The organism is Streptomyces sp. NPDC017993 (assembly GCF_044328065.1).
Lineage (GTDB): Bacteria > Actinomycetota > Actinomycetes > Streptomycetales > Streptomycetaceae > Streptomyces.
In genome coordinates this window covers 118,420-134,542 of sequence record NZ_JBIRGO010000006.1, presented here as the reverse complement: position 1 = coordinate 134,542, position 16,123 = coordinate 118,420, and the positions used below count along the sequence as shown (strand labels likewise).

Below are 16,123 nucleotides of genomic sequence, written 5' to 3'. Positions count from 1 at the left end.
GCAGCTCCGGAGATGGCCGCATGGCGGCGCTACGGTCGCGTCGTGACGTCCGTGAACCGTCCGGTCGATCTGCTCCGCGTCAACAGTGCGCTGTGTAGCGCTTCCTGTCGTACCGTCCGCCACAGCTCGTCCGCGGACAGCTGCTGAAACGCTGACGTTCTGACGCAACTGACGCTCTGACGCCCCGAGGGCCCGGCCGTTGGTTGCGCACTGATCTCCCTGCCCCCGTACCGCTCGCTCCCGTGCGCTGCGGCGCGTGCCGAGCCGTGTCTCCGCACCGTGCCGTTGTCGCCTTGGCGGCCGGGGGTGTCCATACCTGCTGGAGTCCTCCATGAGTGAACGTGTCGGCTCTGCTGTGTCCTCCGGCTCAGCACCCCCCATCGAGGCGGTACCCCGCCCCGAGCCCTCCCCGGCCGAACCGCCTCGGCCGCCGGCGCCGCAGCGGGTGCTTCCGCTGCGGCGCCCCGGCCGGTGGATCGCCACGGCGATCGTGCTGGTGCTGGTCGCCCAGATCGTGCACGGGCTGATCACCAACCCCTTCTACCAGTGGGACCGTTTCCTGTACTGGTTCGTGCGTCCCACGATCCTCGACGGCCTGTGGGTCACCCTCGAAGTGGCGGCATACAGCGCGGTGTTGGGGCTGGTCGGCGGTGTTCTGCTCGCGCTGGCCCGGCTCTCCGGGAGTCCGGTGCTGCGCGCGATCAGCTGGACCTACGTCTGGCTGCTCCGCTCGGTGCCGCTGATCGTCGTGCTGCTGTTTCTCTACAACTTCAGCGCCCTCTACAAGACGCTCAGCCTGGGGGTGCCTTTCGGTCCCGCCTTCTTCACCTTCGACGAGTCACGGCTCGCCACCGACATGGTCGTCGCCGTCATCGGCCTCAGCCTCAACGAGGCGGCCTATGCGGCGGAGGTCGTCCGCGGCGGCCTCCTCTCCGTCGACCAGGGGCAGCACGAGGCGTCGGCCGCGCTCGGCCTGCCGAAGGGCTACCAGTTCACGAAGATCGTCTTTCCGCAGGCCCTGCGCTCCATCACCCCGAACTACGTCAACCAGCTGATCGGCCTGATCAAGAGCACCTCGCTGGTGTTCTATGTGTCGCTGCTGGACCTGTTCGGCTCCGCGCAGAGCATGGGTGCCACCTACCCCGGCGACATCGTGCCGTTGCTGCTCGTCGCCACCGTCTGGTACCTGATCCTCACGAGTCTCGTGTCCATCGTCCAGTTCTACGTCGAGCGGTATTACGCCCGGGGCGCCACGCGCAGCCTGCCGCCGACCCCGTTGCAGAAGCTGCGGGCCGGTCTGAGCGACCTGCGGGCCCGCATACGCAGGGAGACCGCCGTATGAGCACCGAGACCACCAACACCGCCCGGGCCGCCACGCCCACCAGGACCGCCGAGATCCTCGCGACGAGCCCCGCCACCGTCGAAGTGCATGACGTGCACAAGTGGTACGGCGCCCACCAGGTCCTCGACGGCGTCGAGTTGACCGTACGGCCGGGCGAAGTGACCGTCATCCTGGGGCCGTCCGGCTCCGGCAAATCCACGCTGCTGCGGGTGATCAACCACCTGGAGAAGCCCGAGATCGGCCATGTCAGCGTCAACGGCGAGCTGATCGGCGTACGCCGCCACGGCGAGCGCCTGAAGGAGCTGAGCGAACGGGTCATCCTGACGCAGCGCAGCCGTATCGGGTTCGTCTTCCAGAATTTCAATCTCTTCCCGCACCTCACCGTGCTGGACAACGTGGCCGCCGCCCCGGCCGCGACCGGCAGGCTGAGCAGGCCGGAGGCCCGGGACCTGGCGCGCGAACTCCTCGGCAGGGTGGGGCTCGCCGACCGGACCGGTGCCTACCCGCGGCAGTTGTCCGGCGGCCAGCAGCAGCGCGTGGCCATCGCCCGCGCTCTGGCCTTGCGTCCCGGAGTCATCCTCTTCGACGAACCCACCTCCGCGCTCGACCCCGAACTCGTCGGCGAGGTGTTGGCCGTCATCAAGGATCTGGCCACCAGCGGCACCACCCTGGTCGTCGTCACCCACGAGATCGGCTTCGCTCGCGAGGTCGCCGACCGCGTGGTCTTCATGGACGGCGGCCGGATCGTCGAACAGGGCCCGCCCTCAGAGGTACTCGACCACCCCAAGCACGAGCGGACCAGGGACTTCCTGAGCAAGGTGCTCTGATCCCGCCGCTCGCCCCGAGCCCGCGGCCCGCCGGGTCCGCGTCCCCCACACCTTCACCACGCCCTCAGCGCATACCGAATAAGGACAGCCATGCCTCCCCTCAGCCTTCGCAGCCGACTCCTCCGAGGTCTCACCGCGGGAACCGCCGTCGCCTCCCTCGCCGCCGGGCTCGCCGCGTGCGGGGGCGACAGCGACGCGTCCACCCACCCCGACAGCGCCGCGGACGGAACCGTCACCGTCGGTGCGGTCTCCAACGGGGCCGCCAAGGAGACCGAGCTCAAGGTGTCCGAGGTGAAGTCCATCAGCGCCAAGCTGCCCGCCTCCGTGGCCAAGAGCGGCAAGCTGGTGATCGGTGTCGGTGCCCTGCCCTCGGGCTCCGCTCCACTGACCTACGTGGGCGACGACCAGAAGACCCTCACCGGCTCCGAACCCGACTTCGGCCGGCTGGTGGCCGCGGTGCTCGGCCTCGAGCCGGAGCTGAAGAACTTCACTTGGGAAAACCTCTTCGTAGGTGTCGACAGCGGCAAGGTCAACCTCGCAGTCTCCAACGTCACCGATACCGAAGAGCGCAAGAAGAAGTACGAGTTCGCCTCCTACCGGCAGGACAACCTCGCCTTCGAGGTGGCCAAGGCGAGCAAGTGGAAGTTCGACGGCGATTACAAGGGTCTCGCGGGGAAGACCGTCGCGGTCGGCGCCGGCACCAACCAGGAGAAGGTCCTGCTGGAGTGGAAGGCCAAGCTGGAGAAGGAGGGCAAGAAGCTCACCGTCAAGCACTTCCAGGAAAGCAACAGCACCTACCTGGCGCTGAGCAGCGGGCGGATCGACGCCTACTTCGGCCCCAACCCCTCGCTCTCCTACCACACCACCCGGGTGGCGAAGACCCCCAACCCGACCCGCATCGCGGGCACTTACTCCGGCGCCGGCGCGTCGCTCCAGGGCCTGATCGCGGCGACCGCGAAGAAGGACAGCGGCCTTGCCGAGCCGGTCGCGGATGCCATCAACCACCTGATCAAGAACGGTCAGTACGCCAAGTGGCTGGCCGCCTGGAACCTCTCCAACGAGGCCGTCGCCAAGTCCGAGGTCAACCCGCCCGGCCTGCCGACCGACAACTCCTGACCCACCCGCCGGCCTTCGGCCGGGGAACCCCCAGCTCGCCTCGCGCGCCCAGCGACTCCGCCGCCACGCCGACCGGCGGCGGAGTCCCCCTGGAACACCGGCCCGCCGGCATCAGGTCGGGCCCAAGCCACAGAGATACCGGAACACCATGTCCACCAGTGTCCTTCCCACCCCGTCGCACAGCCCCGCCGAACCGCACGTCCTGGACAACGCAGCCTGGGCCGCGCTGACCGGCCCGCACGCCTCCTTCGCCGAACGCGTCGGCCACGCCGCCCGCTACGCCCTCGACGTATCCCCGTTCACCGCCCTCGCCGACCCGTCCGACCCGGATGCCTGGGCCGACCTGGCCGCGCTCGTCGGGCCCGGCACCGTCGCTCCCGTCTCGGGGGCCGAGGCCGTGCCGGACGGCTGGGAGATCGTGGGGCGCGGCCATGGCGTGCAGCTGATCGACACCTCGCTGTACGCCGAACCCGCCCCCGAAGCGGTCCGGCTCGGGCTCGACGACGTACCGCAGATCCTTCAGTTGGTCGCCGAGACCCAGCCGGGTCCCTTTCTGCCGCGCACCGTCGAACTCGGCACCTACCTCGGCATCCGGGACGACGACGGACGACTGATCGCGATGGCCGGCGAGCGGCTGCGCCCACCCGGCTGGACGGAGATCAGCGCGGTCTGCACCCACCCGGACCACCGGGGCCGGGGCCTGGCCACCCGGCTGGTCCGCGCGGTCGCGGCGGGCATCAGGGAACGCGGCGAAACGCCCTTCCTGCACGCCGCCGCCGACAACACTCACGCGATCCGGCTCTACGAGTCGATCGGGTTCACCCTGCGCCGTCGCTCGCAATGGCTGCTGGTGCGCATCCGCGACGAGCGGACGGAACAGACCGAGGCGTCGGACCGTTGACCCTGAAGATGTCGAGCCGGAAGGGCGGAGGTGACCGCGGATGATTCGTGCAGCGCGTCTCCGTGTCCCGAAGCTCGCCCCGCGCCGCCCCGTGCATCTGTACTCGCGGCCCCACATCGACCTGCGCCGCGTGGCCGGCGCCCTCTGTTGCTCCTGACCTGTTACCTCGCGGCCCGACCCACTCGGTGAGGGCCTGCTCTCTCGTACGGTCGATCAGGAAGGCACTCCCTCGTGGCCTCATCACCCTCTTCCCTGCCCGCTTCGCCCTCCGCACTGCACCTCGCCGTCGCCCTCGACGGCGCCGGATGGCACCCGGCAGCCTGGCGCGAGCCCGTGTCCCGGCCCCGGGACCTGCTCACCGCCGGCTACTGGGCCGATCTCGTCACCGAGGCCGAGCGCGGTTTGCTCGACTTCGTGACGATCGAGGACGGGCTCGGGCTCCAGTCCTCGGACTTCTCCGGGGCCGACGGGCGCACCGACCAGGTGCGAGGCCGCCTGGACGCCGTGCTCATCGCCGCCCGCACCGCCCCGCTGACCCGGCACATAGGCATCGTGCCGACCGTGGTGGCCACTCACACGGAGCCGTTTCACATATCGAAGGCGATCGCGACCCTCGACTATGTGAGCAGCGGCCGCGCGGGTCTGCGCGTGCAGGTGACGGCCCGCCGGAACGAGGCCGAGCACTTCGGACGCCGTACGTTCCCGCCGCTGCGCGTCGAGGACCTCGACACCCCGGCCGGGCAGGAGCTGGTCACCGATCTCTTCGACGAGGCCGCCGACCACGTCGAGGTGGTGCGCCGGCTCTGGGACAGCTGGGAGGACGACGCGGAGATCCGGGACGTCGCCACCGGCCGCTTCGTCGACCGCGACAAGCTTCACTACATCGACTTCGAGGGCAGGCACTTCAGCGTCAGGGGCCCGTCCATCACTCCGCGGCCGCCCCAGGGGCAGCCGATCGTCAGCGCTCTCGCCCACCGGTCCGCTGCCTACCGGCTGGTGGCCCGCTCCGCGGACCTCGGATACCTCACCCCGCACGACACCGCCCAGGCTCGCGAAATCGTCGCGGAGATCCGCGCCGAGCAGACCGCTGCCGGCCGGGCGGACGAGCCGCTGCACCTCTTCGGAGACCTGGTGGTCTTCCTGGACGACGACGCCGCCAAGGCCGTGGCCCGACGCGAACGCCTCGACGACCTCGCCGGTCACCGGTATACGAGCGACGCCCCTATCTTCACCGGCACGTCTGCCCAACTCGCAGATCTGCTACAGGAGTTGGGAGAGGCCGGCCTGGCCGGGTTCCGCCTGCGCCCCGCCGTCGTCGGCCACGAACTCCCGCAGATCACCCGGGGCCTGGTCCCCGAACTCCAGCGCCGGGGCGTCTTCCGGCGCGCGTACGAGGCCGACACCCTGCGCGGCCTGCTCGGACTCGCCCGCCCCGCTAACCGCTACGCCGCCGCGGCGGCCGACGCCGTCACCGCCTGAGCCGGAGGACCGTACGACATGAGCAAGCCCCTGAAGCAGATCCATCTGGCCGCCCACTTCCCCGGCGTCAACAACACCACCGTGTGGAGCGCCCCCGAGGCCGGCAGTCACATCGAGTTCAGCTCCTTCGCGCACTTCGCGCGGACCGCCGAGCGGGCCAAGTTCGACTTCCTGTTCCTCGCCGAGGGACTGCGACTGCGTGAACAGGGCGGAGAAATCTATGACTTGGACGTCGTAGGCCGTCCGGACACGTTCACGATCCTCACCGCGCTCGCCGCCGTCACCGAACGTCTCGGACTGACCGGCACCATCAACTCCACCTTCAACGAGCCCTACGAGGTGGCCCGCCAGTTCGCGAGCCTGGACCACCTCTCCGACGGGCGTGCCGCCTGGAACGTCGTCACCTCCTGGGACGCCTTCACCGGCGAGAACTTCCGGCGCGGCGGCTTCCTGCCGCAGGAGGAGCGCTACTCCCGGGCCAAGGAGTTCCTGGCCACCACCCACGAGCTCCTCGACTCCTGGAGCGGCGAGGAGGTAGTCGCCGACCAGCAGTCCGGCACCTTCCTCCGGGACGCGCAGGCCGGGGCCTTCGTGCACAAGGGGCAGCACTTCGAGATCGAGGGACAGTTCAACGTGCCGCGCAGCCCGCAGGGCCGTCCGGTGATCTTCCAGGCCGGCGACTCCGACGAGGGGCGGGAGTTCGCCGCCGCCGGCGCCGACGCGATCTTCAGCCGGTACAGCACCCTCAAGGAGGGCCAGGAGTTCTACACCGACGTCAAGGGCCGCCTCGCCAAGTACGGCCGTGGGCACGACCAGCTGCTGATCCTGCCCGCCGCGACCTTCGTCCTCGGCGACACCGACGCCGAGGCGCAGGAAGCCGCCCGTGAGGTACGCCGCCGGCAGGTCAGCGGCGCCACCGCGATCAAGCACCTGGAGTTCGTCTGGAACCGCGACCTGTCCGCGTACGACCCGGACGGCCCGCTGCCCGACATCGATCCGGACCTCGGCGAGCACACCATCGCCCGCGGCCGCGCCCAGGTGCGCATGTACCGCGACCCGCTGGCCACCGCCCGCGAGTGGCGCGAGCGCGCCGCCGCCAACAACTGGTCGATCCGCGACCTGGTCATCGAGACCGGCAACCGCCAGTCCTTCGTGGGCTCCCCGGCCACCATCGCCGAGACGATCAACGACTTCGTCCAGGCGGACGCCTCCGACGGCTTCATCCTCGTCCCGCACCTCACCCCCGGTGGCCTCGACGGCTTCGCCGACACCGTGGTCCCGCTGCTCCAGGAGCGCGGAGTCTTCCGTACGGAGTACGAGGGCACCACCCTGCGCGATCACCTCGGGCTCGCGCACCCGGACACCAAGGCGTCCGACGTCCGGGTGGCCTCATGAAGTTCCTGGCCATCACCCTGATCGTGCACGCACCCCACCCGGTGACCGGGGTGCGGAAGGCGACCCACGACCGCTTCCGCGAGGTGATCGACAACGCGTTGCTCGCCGAGGAGCTGGGCTTCGACGGCTTCGGGGTGGGGGAGCGGCACGAGCGACCGTTCATCTCCTCCTCGCCGCCCGTCGTGCTGAGCCACCTCGCCGCGCTCACCTCACGGATCCGGCTGTTCACGGCGGTCACCACGCTCAGCCTCCTCGACCCGGTGCGCGCGTACGAGGACTACGCGACGCTGGACCATCTCTCCGGCGGGCGCCTGGAGTTGATCGTGGGGAAGGGCAACGGCACCGCGCAGCGTGAGCTGTTCCACGTCACGACCGAGGACCAGTGGGACCGCAACGCCGAGAGCTACGAGGTGTTCCGGCAGATCTGGCGCCAGGACAAGGTGACGGCGGCGACGCGGTTCCGCCCGGAGCTGACCGAGGCGGAGGTGTGGCCGCGGCCGTTCCAGCAGCCGGTCCGGGTCTGGCACGGCAGCGCGACGAGCAAGAAGTCGGTCGATCTCGCCGCCCGCTACGGCGATCCGCTCTTCTCCGCGAACGTCACCCACCCCATGGAGCCGTACGCCGAGTTGATCCGCTACTACCGACAGCGCTGGGAGCACTACGGCCACGACCCGGCCGCCATCGCCGTCGGCGCCGGCACCGCGGGCTACTACGCGGCCCCCACCTCGCAGGAGGCGATCGCCGCCTACCGGCCCGTTTTCGAAGGGCAGTTGGCCCTCCAGAAGCGGCTCGGCGCGGAGCCGGTCTTCCCGACGCTGGAGGACTTCGTCGAGCGTAGCTCCGCGCTGATCGGCAGCCCCCAGCAGATCATCGAGAAGGTGCACCGCTACCACGAGCAGTTCGGGCACACCGTCCTGCATCTGCACGCGGACGCGAGCGGGCTCAGCGACAAGGGGCACCGTGACTCGCTCGAACTGTTCCAGTCCGACATCGCGCCCGTCCTGCGCAGGGAGATCCCCGATCCGCCGTTCCCATGGGGCCCGGTCCTGGCCAAGCCCCCGCTTGAGGCCGTCCCCCCGTCCGCCGACCGCTGAGGAGCGACCTGTGTCCGGCATACCTCTGGGAATTCTCGACCTGGTCCCGATCTCGTCCGGCTCGAACGCCGCCGAGGCGCTGCACCGCTCCATCGACCTCGCCCGGCAGGCCGAGCGGTTCGGCTACACCCGCTACTGGTTCGCGGAACACCACCTCAACCCGGGCGTGGCCGGCACCTCTCCCGCCGTGGTGCTGGCCCTGACCGCCTCCGCCACCTCGACGATCCGGCTCGGCTCGGGGGCGGTGCAGCTCGGCCACCGCACCGCCCTGTCCACCGTCGAGGAGTTCGGTCTGATCGACGCCCTGCACCCCGGGCGGCTCGACCTGGGGCTGGGCCGCTCCGGCGGTCGCCCGCCCGCGCAGCCCACCGCCCCGCTGCCGACCGCGACCCCGGTCGTCGACGGCCGCGCCCCGAACGGTCTGCGCATCCCGCCCCGCTTCTCCTTCGCGCATCTGCTGGGCTCGCCTCGGGTCGCGCTGCACCGCACACTGCTCCAGCAGCCGAAGGCCGAGGCGCAGGACTACGGCGAGCAGATCGACGACATCCTCGCGCTGCTGGCCGGCACCTACCGGTCCGCGGACGGCGTCGAGGCACACGTCGTACCGGGCGAAGGCGCCGACGTACAGGTCTGGATCCTGGGCAGCAGTGGCGGGCAGAGCGCCGAGGTCGCCGGCCGCAACGGTCTCCGCTTCGCCGCCAACTACCACGTCAGCCCGGCCACGGTGCTGGAGGCCGCGGAGAGCTACCGCGCCGCGTTCCAGCCGTCCGGGGTCCTCGACAAGCCCCATGTCAGCGTCTCGGCCGACGTCGTCGTGGCCGAGGACGACGCGACCGCCCGCGAACTGGCCACCGGCTACGGCCTGTGGGTCCGCAGCATCCGCACCGCCGAGGGGGCCATCGAGTTCCCCACGCCCGAACAGGCCCGCGCCCACTCCTGGACCGACGCGGACCGGGAACTGGTCGCGGACCGCGTGGACACCCAGTTCGTGGGCTCCCCACCACAGGTTGCCGACCAGCTCGAACAGCTCCAGGAGGCCACCGGCGCGGACGAGTTGCTGATCACCACCATCACTCACGGCCACGCCGACCGGGTGCGCTCCTACCAACTGTTGGCCGAGGAATGGCAACGCCGCTGAGGCCCGCCCACAAGGCGAGCACGAGGGACTGGGCGGGCACTCCGGTCAGGCCATTACGGCTTCCGAGGGCGTATCCACCGCTCACCATGTGCCGTCGGTAGGGCGCAGTGTCGGAACTCGGGGGCGGGTCTGAGGACTTGGCGGCACACGTTGAACCTGGCACGGTCATCGCCGACCGGTACGAGCTGGTCGATCGTCTGGGCGGCGGGGGGCATGGGCGAGGTGGGGCGGGCCGGGCCCTGAGCCTGAACGTCGAGGTGGCCGTCAAGTCCATCCGGGTGCACCCCCAGGACACCGCCGAGCCGCATCGCGCGGTCTGGAGTGTGGGTCAGCAATCTCCCCCGTGTCGTCCCAGGCGATCTTGTAGTACTTCAGGCGTTCGTCTTCCGCGATCACTCGCATGCCGACGGCGCTCATGACGTGTTGGGACGCGAGGTTGTCGTGGCCGGTGTCGCCTTCCACGCTGGTGATGCCCTGGACGCGCGCGAACGCCAGCAGGGCGCGGAGGGCTTCGGAGGCGTATCCCTTGCCGTGCGCCGACGGGATGAGGCCGTAGCCGATCGTGACCTTGCCGTCCGCGTCCGGCGTTCCATGGAAGTCCACGCCACCGATGGTGTGCCCGTCCTCGCGCCGACGGATTTCGTAGGTGCCGAACGGTCGGGGATCGCCGGTTTCCGCACAGGTGCGCAGGAACCGTCTGGCTGCGGACGCGTCGCCCGCGGCGGGGTAACCGGGCGCCCATCGTGCCGTGTCATCCGGATGGCCGGTCAGTACCCGCTCCGCTTCCTCGGCGTCCATCGGATGAAGCACGAGCCGCGCTGTCACAAGGTCGTCCATGACAGGGGAGTATCACGTGAGAAGGGCGGGCCGCACTCGGATTCCGCGTGCGGCACATCGGCCCTACCGGGTCCGGGCGCGGAGCACCTCGCGGTACTCCTCGACTCCTTCCTCGATCGACGCCATACGGTCCCGCATGCCGCGCGGAGTGCGGCTTTTCACGAGGGTCCGCAGTTCGTGGTCGGGAGAGAAGCCCCCTGAGAAACCGCGCGGGGCGTTGGCAGTGATCATCGGCTCGTTGGTGAACGCCGACGAGTCGTCGTCGGAGTGCCGGTACGTCCAGCGGCACGGCCAGAGCCGCAGCGCGGTCTCGCCGACGTACCTGACCGCGCCCTCGAAGAACTCGTCGACGGGAGCCGCCTTCAGCGCTGCGGGGCCATCGAAGCGGTCCAGCACAAGCTGTTCCAGCGCCGAGAGCGAGTCCAGGGAGTAGTCGAAGGGGAAGTCGTCGGGCAGCCGGCCCGTCCGCCACCGGTCCAGTGCGGCGTCCATGGGGGCCAGCCACTCGTCAAGACATCGACGGGACTCCTCGCTCGCCTGCAGGCGGTCGTCCTCCATGTACCACGCGAGGGTCTCGGGTTCCGCCGTGGGGATCCCGTCGCGCACCCAGTTGCCGAGGTCCACCGGCATCGGCAGGCCGAACTCCCGTAGGCCCTCGGCCTGGTCAGGCGTCAGCAGGAGCCACCAGGCGTCATAGGAGTCCTCGTCCAGCTGGTAGAAGGCCCGTTGATCGTCGTTGCCGGGCACGAGGGCGCAGATGGCGTCGAAGGCGACGTTCCAATCCATGTAACGGGTGCTGTCCGAGAGGTGATCCGTGCGGTGCCAGATCGACCGGCCATTGCGCCGGAAGTGCAGGAACTCGTCCTCCCCGACCCTCACCAGCTCGACGTCATCGACCACCACCGAGCCGCCCGTGCATGCCGCCGCCTCATGCAGCAGCTCCGCGTACCCCTCCTCCAGATAGCCACTCACCTTTTCGGGCGTCTGGAAGCCGATGCCGCATTCGCCGATGAGGAAGGTCAACTCCTCGGTGTCCTCGAATTCCTCGTCGAGGTCCATGTCGATGTCGGCAGCCTCCGCCAGTCCGGCTGCGGCCTGCTCCTCCGTCGCGATGCCCAGCCGGACCAAGGTCTCCGCGAACCCCCGGAGGGTGTGTCGTATTGCGTTGCTCATGACAGCACCCTCACACATTCCGGCCACCGCGTAGCGCGGATTTGCCCACTTGGGATTCGTCCCGCCGATCATGTGACGCCGCGGGGGAGGGTGACGGGTAAGGGGGAGGGTCGGTGGACCACCAGAGCCATCTCTCACCTGCGCCGCAATCGGTATATCCACGGCAGAACATGCGGCAGGGAGGGCGCTCGACGCACCGTCAGGGGAGGTGCAACGTAAGGAAATCGTCCGGGCTGAACTTCGCCTGCAGCAGGTCGGTGAAGACGCCGATCGGGTCGTCCCAGCCACTGTCATCGTCGACCCAGTCACCGTTGACGTTGGTGGTGACCATGTGCTCGCCGTCGCGGGTGCCGTAGGAGTAGGACCACGAGCCGAAAAGGGCTCCGCCCATGCCCCAGACCGTCGCGCCGCAGGGCAGCCTCAGCGAGGAGACGCCGAGACCGTAGGCGGCATCGGGAAGCCATTCGTGGGTCGGAACGGTGGAGAACATGTCGCGTTGCTGGGCCGCTGCCACCACTTGGCCGCCCAGCAGCGCGCCGAAGAACCGGTTGAGATCCGCGGCGGTGGAAATCATGCCGCCGGCCGCCCAGAACAGGGAAGGGTCGAGCTCCGTGACGTCGAAGACCGGGGCGTCGGGCTCGGGTCGGAACATCTTTGTGTAATGCCGGGAGTGTGGTCCACGGATGGACGGGTCGCTGCCGTGCGGCAGATACGTCCCGGCCAGGCCGAGCGGGCGGCTGATCCGCTGGTCGATCTCCTCGGCGAGCGCCCGGCCGGTGGCCCGTTCGGTGATCAGACCCGCGAGGACGTAGTTGGTGTTGGAGTAGCCCCAGCCCGTACCCGGGGGGAAAGTGACCGGATGGGAGGTGGCGATCCGCACGAGCAACTCAGGGGTGTGGGTCTCATGACGGTTCAGTGCGTCCCGGTCTTCGGTGTAGTTGAAGATCCCGCTGGTGTGGTTGAGCAGCTGCCTGCAAGTGACCTTGCCGCCGTCGTGGCCGTGGACCAAGTCCGGCAGCCACTTGTCCACGGGGTCGTCCAGGCTCAGCGTGCCCTCGGCTACAAGTTGCAGCATCACGGTGGCCACGAACGTCTTGGTGATGCTGCCGATGCGGAACCGGTCCTGCGCAGAGCGCTCGCGCGCGGTTGCGGTGTCGGCCACCCCTGCCGTGCCGAACCATCGCTGATCGCCGTCGCGGACCTCGGCGAGTATGCCGGGAAGGCAGCCTTGGGCCACGGCCCGGTCGAGTAAGCGCTGAACGGCCGCGTGGTCGCTGTGATTCATGTGGGCTCTCCTGGTGTCGGGACAAGGGGCAAGGGACAACGGGCCAAGGGACAACAGGCCAAGGGGCAACGAGGCGGCGCCTCCCGTCCCGTTCGTCACTCGTTCGAATCGGTAAGTGTCTGCCGTACGTTGAGCGCCAAGTCGGCCGGATCGATGCCTGCCAGAGCGAGAGCGCGAGGCACGGTGCCGGCCTGAGCCTGCAGGATTCCGAGCAGCAGATGCGCAGGCCGCAGTTCCTTCTTGCGAGCAACGGAAGAGAAGCTCCGTTCCAAGGCGAGCTTGGCGGAGGCGCCCATCTTGGGTGGCTCCAGGGCCTTGCCGGGCCGGGGTACGTCATGGGCGTTCCGAGACACTCCCACCAAGCTCAGGCTGTGCTCGAACTCCCGGTCCAATGCCTCGCGCAGCGCTTGGTGATCGAGGCCGGCCGAGGCCAGGGCCTGGCAGGTGGTGCTTTCCTGCTCGGCAGCGATCGCCAGCAGTAGATGGTGTGCCTCGATCGTCGCCGATCGGTCCTCACGGGCTTCGTGTTCTCCCCGCACCGTGATCGCGTGCAGGTACCTGTCAAAGACGGTCATCGTCGCGCCTCCTGAGCTTCACTCCTGCGGCGATGAGCCGCTTGGCGTGTTTCTTGTGGACCGCTTGGCGCGTGACGCCGAGCGCCTCAGCGACCTGCGGCCAACTCCACCCCGCTCGCATGGCTTGCTCGACGGCGGCACCCTCCAGCTGATCGGCCAAGCGCCGCAGCGCGACAACAGCCGCCAATGCGTCACCGGGCTCTGAGGGAACGGGACTTTCCACACCGGACATGCAAGCAACCGTAGTTGACTAATCCGAGATTAGTCAACGCAAGTTGCTCAGCGCGAGCGGCAGGGAGGCAGTGCCGCGGCGCGGGCAGACGGTGGGGCAGGAGGGGGGCCACGGTGAGTCCGGGGGCGCCGCGGTTGAGGAGGATCAGGTGCGATGGGCTGCGCCGAGACCGGAGGAGGCTCAGCGCAGCCCTGCTCAGCCCACACCACGTGCCGCTTTGTTCCGTCGAATTCGGCTCTCGGTGGGCGTGGCCGCGGCACGGCATCGACGAACGCGCCCACCTCGCGGAACTACCGCGGGTCCACGCCGTCTACCAGCGGGCGGTCCTCAGCCTCCTCGCAGCGGGCTGACTTCCCGGGCGCCTTCCCACGGGGGACAGGACAGGGCCGAGCAGACCATCACCACGACCGAGCCCCGAAGCGACCGAGGACGCCCGTCCGCGACAGCATCGTCCGAGGTCTACAGCGTGCCCTCACAGGTCGCGCCAGCTGTCCGGCCGGCTGCCGTCGATGTCGGTGAAGCCGTATTCCCTCGCCAGCTCAGCGGAGCTGACCGACTGCTGGTTCCACCGGCCCCGTTCAGGGTCCGCGGCCAAGGCTGCCGCCGCCCGGCCGACATAGCGTGGTGACTCCGACCGGGCGAACCCTGCCGGTGCGGTCGGCGAGCCGTCCTCCCGGTGCGGATTCAGTGCCTCGCGCCAGTTCTCCTCGCGGACACCGAAGTTGTCCAGCATCATCTCCGAACGAAGCCAGCCGGGCGTGAGGGCGACCGCGGTCGCTCCGAACGGCTGCAGTTCGTGCCCTTGCGAAAACGCCAGCCGGTTCACCGCGGTCTTCGCCAAGTCGTAGAACACCGAGATCCGGTACGACGACGCATTGAATTCCGCTGTTCCGTCGGTCACTTCGACGAGCAGGCCGCCCGGTTCCTCGATCAGCAGGGGGAGGAGGTGATGGGAGGTGATCAGGTGGGTGTCCAGACCCAGCCGGAGAATCCGCAGGCCGTCATCGAGACGGTGCCGCCAGATCGGAGTGTTCCAGTCCGCCGGCCCGCCTTTGAGGCGTTCAGCGCCCCAGATGTCGTTGATCAGGATGTCGATACGGCCGTATTCGCCGCGAATACGCTCGGCCAGGCGGCGAACCTGATCGGAGTCGAGGTGATCGACCTGGACCGCGATTCCGGTGCCGCCGAGTCGCGTGACCAGCTCCGCCGTCTCCTCGATCGTCTCCGGGCGGTCGTAGTCGGACCCTCCCGAGCCCCGCACACTGCTGCGACCTGTGCAGAACACGGTCGCACCTGCTTCGCCGAGCGCAGCGGCGAAGCCACGTCCTGCGCCCCGCGTCGCTCCCGCTACGACGGCAACCTTCCCTCGCAACGCCTCAGGGTCCGGCAACCACACCATCTCTCGACTATCGCAGACCTCCCGCGAAGCGGTACACGGCGCTCCGCGCGGTGTGCCGTTGTGTCACGACGAAGGCTCAGGCGCATCTGCGAACTACGTGCGTTCCTGAGCGCAGGCGCTGTCCCGGGTGACCGCGAGCAGTGCCATGTCGTCGGTGATGCGGCCGTCGGCGTGGCGGCTCACCTCGGCGAGCAGCGTGTCGAGCAGCGCGTCCGGTCCGTCGAAGTCACGCTCGGCCAGCCCGGCGCCGGGGCTGTAGAAGTCGCCGGCGCGGTTCCGCGCTTCGGTCAGGCCATCGGTGTACAGCAGGAGAGTCGCCCCCGGAGGGAACGGCAGGGTGTCGGTCCGCTCCTGGTCGGCGCCCAAGTCCGCCAGTCCCAGGGGCAGGGCCGGCTCGGAGGGGTCCGCGCTGCGCACCTGTCCGGCATGGAGCAGCAGGGGCGCGGGGTGGCCGCGGTTGACCAGGCGCAATTCGTCGCCGCAGTGCGGGATCTCCACGAGCACGCCGGTGACGAACCCCTCGGTCCGCTCGGGGCCCGTCCGCCGCGCCTTTTCCCGTTGCAGTGCCCGCTCCATCCTGCCTGCGATCCCGGCGAGCGTGGATTCCTCCTCGGCGGCCTCCCGGAACGCCCCCATGGCTACGTCCACCACCTTGACCGCCTCCATGCCCTTGCCCCGGACATCGCCGACCAGGCAGCGCACGCCGTACGGGGTGTCCTGCGCGCTGTAGAGGTCACCGCCGATCTGTGCGTCTTTCACCGCTGCCTGGTAGCGCACGGCGAGCCGCAGGGGCCCGATCGCGGCCGGCAGCTGCGGCAGTACGGCGCGCTGCACGGCGAGGGAGACTCTGCGTGCGGCCTCCAGGCGCACCTTGCTGTAGTACATGAGGCGGTTGACGACGATGGCGAAGGCCGAGACGGTCGCGACCGCGGCCAGCTCGCTCCGCCCACCGGAACCCCCTATGAAGCCGAAGTGGGTGAGCAGCGCGAAGTCGATGGCACAGGCGCTGAGGCCCGCCAGAATCGTCGCGCGCAGCGAGAGCAGTGCGGCGGCGGTCATCGGCGCGGCGGTGTAGAAGGCCTCTCCGCTGAAATGCGGAGAGGTCTGGTAGTCGATGAGGGCGCCTGCGGCGAGCACGATGACGGGCAGCAGCTGGAGGTGGCGCAGCCACCAGCGTCTGAAGGTGGTGCGCCCCGTGCTCGGTGCCCTCACGTACCCGCTCCCACTCTGTCGTGGCGGACGACATGCTCAAGCATCCTCGGGCGGGATTACGGCTGCAGTCGTGGAGCCGCCGTATGGGTACGGCCGTATGGGTACGTGCCGCATCGCT

At 69.4% G+C, this 16,123-nt stretch carries 16 protein-coding genes; 9 read left to right on the top strand and 7 right to left on the bottom strand.

The features are described from left to right. Positions 1-331: 331 nt before the first annotated feature. The 9 genes from ACH4FH_RS12530 to ACH4FH_RS12490 all read left to right on the top strand — a co-directional run bounded on the left by ACH4FH_RS12530 (position 332) and on the right by ACH4FH_RS12490 (position 9,292). Positions 332-1,342, top strand: coding sequence for an amino acid ABC transporter permease (locus ACH4FH_RS12530; RefSeq protein WP_398555772.1), 1,011 nt, complete (start codon positions 332-334; stop codon positions 1,340-1,342). Then, the gene (locus tag ACH4FH_RS12525) at positions 1,339-2,169 is read left to right on the top strand and encodes an amino acid ABC transporter ATP-binding protein (protein WP_398555771.1); all 831 of its coding nucleotides are present in this window, start codon (positions 1,339-1,341) and stop codon (positions 2,167-2,169) included. Before ACH4FH_RS12530 ends, ACH4FH_RS12525 begins: the two co-directional genes overlap by 4 nt. Positions 2,170-2,259: 90 nt before the next feature. Further along, positions 2,260-3,285: an ABC transporter substrate-binding protein gene (locus ACH4FH_RS12520; protein WP_398555770.1), complete on the top strand. Its 1,026-nt coding sequence runs from the start codon at positions 2,260-2,262 to the stop codon at positions 3,283-3,285. Between the two features lie 148 nt (positions 3,286-3,433). Beyond that, a complete protein-coding gene (locus tag ACH4FH_RS12515) occupies positions 3,434-4,186 on the top strand; it encodes a GNAT family N-acetyltransferase (RefSeq protein ID WP_398555769.1) in 753 nt (250 codons plus the stop codon). A 40-nt stretch (positions 4,187-4,226) separates the two neighbouring features. Next, entirely contained in the window at positions 4,227-4,343 is a 117-nt protein-coding gene (locus ACH4FH_RS12510) for a putative leader peptide (protein ID WP_398555768.1), read from the top strand. A gap of 74 nt (positions 4,344-4,417) precedes the next feature. Beyond that, positions 4,418-5,665 (top strand): LLM class flavin-dependent oxidoreductase, encoded by a 1,248-nt coding sequence (locus ACH4FH_RS12505; protein WP_398555767.1) that lies wholly within the window; start codon positions 4,418-4,420, stop codon positions 5,663-5,665. Positions 5,666-5,683: 18 nt separating this feature from the next. Then, positions 5,684-7,060, top strand: a complete 1,377-nt coding sequence (locus ACH4FH_RS12500; RefSeq protein WP_398555766.1) for an NtaA/DmoA family FMN-dependent monooxygenase — start codon at positions 5,684-5,686, stop codon at positions 7,058-7,060. Next, positions 7,057-8,154 carry an LLM class flavin-dependent oxidoreductase gene (locus tag ACH4FH_RS12495; RefSeq protein ID WP_398555765.1) on the top strand — a complete coding sequence of 366 codons (1,098 nt, stop codon included), beginning with the start codon at positions 7,057-7,059 and terminating at the stop codon, positions 8,152-8,154. The genes ACH4FH_RS12500 and ACH4FH_RS12495 overlap by 4 nt, the downstream gene beginning before the upstream one ends. Positions 8,155-8,164: 10 nt before the next feature. Beyond that, on the top strand, positions 8,165-9,292 hold the full coding sequence (locus ACH4FH_RS12490) for an LLM class flavin-dependent oxidoreductase (RefSeq protein ID WP_398555764.1): 1,128 nt from the start codon (positions 8,165-8,167) through the stop codon (positions 9,290-9,292). A 264-nt stretch (positions 9,293-9,556) separates the two neighbouring features. Here ACH4FH_RS12490 and ACH4FH_RS12485 read toward each other — a convergent pair whose 3' ends face one another. From ACH4FH_RS12485 to ACH4FH_RS12455, 7 genes are all read right to left on the bottom strand, one after another. Continuing rightward, positions 9,557-10,129: a GNAT family N-acetyltransferase gene (locus tag ACH4FH_RS12485; protein ID WP_398555763.1), complete on the bottom strand. Its 573-nt coding sequence runs from the start codon at positions 10,127-10,129 to the stop codon at positions 9,557-9,559. Positions 10,130-10,192: 63 nt separating this feature from the next. After that, on the bottom strand, positions 10,193-11,302 hold the full coding sequence (locus ACH4FH_RS12480; RefSeq protein ID WP_398555762.1) for a hypothetical protein: 1,110 nt from the start codon (positions 11,300-11,302) through the stop codon (positions 10,193-10,195). A 199-nt stretch (positions 11,303-11,501) separates the two neighbouring features. Further along, complete coding sequence (locus tag ACH4FH_RS12475) at positions 11,502-12,587, bottom strand: serine hydrolase domain-containing protein (protein WP_398555761.1); 1,086 nt, start codon at positions 12,585-12,587, stop codon at positions 11,502-11,504. 95 nt (positions 12,588-12,682) lie between these two features. Continuing rightward, a complete protein-coding gene (locus tag ACH4FH_RS12470; protein WP_398555760.1) occupies positions 12,683-13,162 on the bottom strand; it encodes a Clp protease N-terminal domain-containing protein in 480 nt (159 codons plus the stop codon). Next, positions 13,149-13,394, bottom strand: coding sequence for a hypothetical protein (locus tag ACH4FH_RS12465; protein ID WP_398555759.1), 246 nt, complete (start codon positions 13,392-13,394; stop codon positions 13,149-13,151). The genes ACH4FH_RS12470 and ACH4FH_RS12465 overlap by 14 nt, the downstream gene beginning before the upstream one ends. A 472-nt stretch (positions 13,395-13,866) precedes the next feature. Next, a complete protein-coding gene (locus ACH4FH_RS12460; RefSeq protein ID WP_398555758.1) occupies positions 13,867-14,793 on the bottom strand; it encodes an SDR family oxidoreductase in 927 nt (308 codons plus the stop codon). A 93-nt stretch (positions 14,794-14,886) separates the two neighbouring features. Then, positions 14,887-16,005, bottom strand: coding sequence for a PP2C family protein-serine/threonine phosphatase (locus ACH4FH_RS12455; protein ID WP_398555757.1), 1,119 nt, complete (start codon positions 16,003-16,005; stop codon positions 14,887-14,889). Between the last annotated feature and the right edge of the window lie 118 nt (positions 16,006-16,123).

What these genes read in the sequence shown, in the direction of transcription:
- ACH4FH_RS12530 (WP_398555772.1), top strand. Translation starts at nt 332, where the DNA reads ATGAGTGAACGTGTCGGCTCTGCTGTGTCCTCCGGCTCAGCACCCCCC.
- ACH4FH_RS12510 (WP_398555768.1), top strand. Translation starts at nt 4,227, where the DNA reads ATGATTCGTGCAGCGCGTCTCCGTGTCCCGAAGCTCGCCCCGCGCCGC.
- ACH4FH_RS12520 (WP_398555770.1), top strand. Translation starts at nt 2,260, where the DNA reads ATGCCTCCCCTCAGCCTTCGCAGCCGACTCCTCCGAGGTCTCACCGCG.
- ACH4FH_RS12500 (WP_398555766.1), top strand. Translation starts at nt 5,684, where the DNA reads ATGAGCAAGCCCCTGAAGCAGATCCATCTGGCCGCCCACTTCCCCGGC.
- ACH4FH_RS12460 (WP_398555758.1), bottom strand. Translation starts at nt 14,793, where the DNA reads ATGGTGTGGTTGCCGGACCCTGAGGCGTTGCGAGGGAAGGTTGCCGTC.
- ACH4FH_RS12465 (WP_398555759.1), bottom strand. Translation starts at nt 13,394, where the DNA reads ATGTCCGGTGTGGAAAGTCCCGTTCCCTCAGAGCCCGGTGACGCATTG.
- ACH4FH_RS12485 (WP_398555763.1), bottom strand. Translation starts at nt 10,129, where the DNA reads ATGGACGACCTTGTGACAGCGCGGCTCGTGCTTCATCCGATGGACGCC.
- ACH4FH_RS12495 (WP_398555765.1), top strand. Translation starts at nt 7,057, where the DNA reads ATGAAGTTCCTGGCCATCACCCTGATCGTGCACGCACCCCACCCGGTG.
- ACH4FH_RS12525 (WP_398555771.1), top strand. Translation starts at nt 1,339, where the DNA reads ATGAGCACCGAGACCACCAACACCGCCCGGGCCGCCACGCCCACCAGG.
- ACH4FH_RS12475 (WP_398555761.1), bottom strand. Translation starts at nt 12,587, where the DNA reads ATGAATCACAGCGACCACGCGGCCGTTCAGCGCTTACTCGACCGGGCC.
- ACH4FH_RS12470 (WP_398555760.1), bottom strand. Translation starts at nt 13,162, where the DNA reads ATGACCGTCTTTGACAGGTACCTGCACGCGATCACGGTGCGGGGAGAA.
- ACH4FH_RS12515 (WP_398555769.1), top strand. Translation starts at nt 3,434, where the DNA reads ATGTCCACCAGTGTCCTTCCCACCCCGTCGCACAGCCCCGCCGAACCG.
- ACH4FH_RS12480 (WP_398555762.1), bottom strand. Translation starts at nt 11,302, where the DNA reads ATGAGCAACGCAATACGACACACCCTCCGGGGGTTCGCGGAGACCTTG.